The sequence below is a fragment of the Candidatus Protofrankia californiensis genome (assembly GCF_900634765.1).
Classification (GTDB): Bacteria; Actinomycetota; Actinomycetes; order Frankiales; family Frankiaceae; genus Protofrankia; species Protofrankia californiensis.
This window is the reverse complement of sequence record NZ_CAAAFT010000213.1, coordinates 1454-2722: the sequence shown is the minus strand read 5'-3', so window position 1 is coordinate 2722 and position 1269 is coordinate 1454. Positions and strand designations below refer to the sequence as shown.

Annotated in this window: 1 protein-coding gene; it reads right to left on the bottom strand. The window is 62.3% G+C overall.

All coding sequences use genetic code 11. The features are described 5' to 3' along the window. A partial coding sequence (locus DD1DGNOD_RS11610; RefSeq protein ID WP_165036625.1) for an AMP-binding protein occupies nucleotides 1-1269 on the bottom strand: 1269 nt, incomplete at both ends.

The window sequence follows — 1269 nt, the reverse complement described above, 5'->3', positions numbered from 1 at the left end:
CCGGCAGAGTCGGCGATGCACCGACGAAGCCGGACGCCACATCAGTGCCGCCGCTCTGAGAGGTCAACCACAGATCGCCATGGATGTTCTCGTAACACCAGACCATCGACTCCGGCGTGACCGGCGAACCGCCGAGGAGAACACCTTCGATGCGAGAAAGGTCGTATCTCTCCCTTGGATGAATCCCATTCTTCTGCATGAGGCCAACATAGGTTGGACTGACCCCGAAAAATGTGGTCCCGCTTTCGGCGGCCATGCGCCACAGGACGTCCGTGTCGGGATAGGCTGGATTGCCGTCGTAGAGCACCGCGGCAGCGCCCGACAGTAACGAACCAACGACGATATTCCACATCACCCAGCCGGTGGTGGTGTGGAAGAACATGACGCCGCCCGGCTTGAGGTTGAAATGGAAGTGGGAGAGCTTGAGCATCTCCAGGGTAATGCCGCCGTGGCTGTGGACGATGGGCTTGGGCAGCCCCGTCGTCCCCGAGGAGTAAACGATCCACAACGGATGCTCGAACGGTGTCGCCTCAAACGTGAATTCCGGCCTGTCCTGGCCTGCCGGCACCAGCTCATCCCAGAGTGCGACCCGGACCTTGCCCGGAACCTGGATCCCGCTATCGCCACGGTCTAGATAGGGCAGATAGACGAGCGTTTCCAGATCGGGCAATCCCGCGACGATTTCCGTGGTTTCTGGGCGACGATCGAAGTCCTTGCCACCGTACCGATAGCCGTCGACCGCGAACACCACCTTGGGGCGAACTTGCGAGAAGCGATCCAGGACGCTTTTCACCCCGAAATCCGGCGAGCAACTCGACCAGATGCCGCCAACGGCCGCTGTCGCCAGCATGGCAACCACAGTCTGCGGCACGTTGGGCAGGTAGGAAGCTACCCGGTCGCCCGGACGTACCCCCAGCTCCCGCAGCCATGTCGCGACACAGCGCACCTGCCTGCCCAGTTCGTCCCAGGTCATGCTCTGCAGCTCAGCCAATTCAGAAAGGTGGTACAAGGCGGTTTCGCCGGGCCGCGCCTGGCGCAACAGCTGTTCGGCGAAATTGACCCGCGCCCCGGGGAACCATCGGGCCCCAGGCATTACTGGGTTTTCCAGAACGGCGCGGTACGGTGTCGGCGACTCCATACCGAAGTAGTCCCACAGCGACTCCCAGAACACAGCCACGTCGCTCACGGACCAGCGCCAAAGCGCACGGTAATCAGCACATTCGACGCCACGCTTGGCGCGCAGCCATTCCATGAACGCCGTGACGTCCG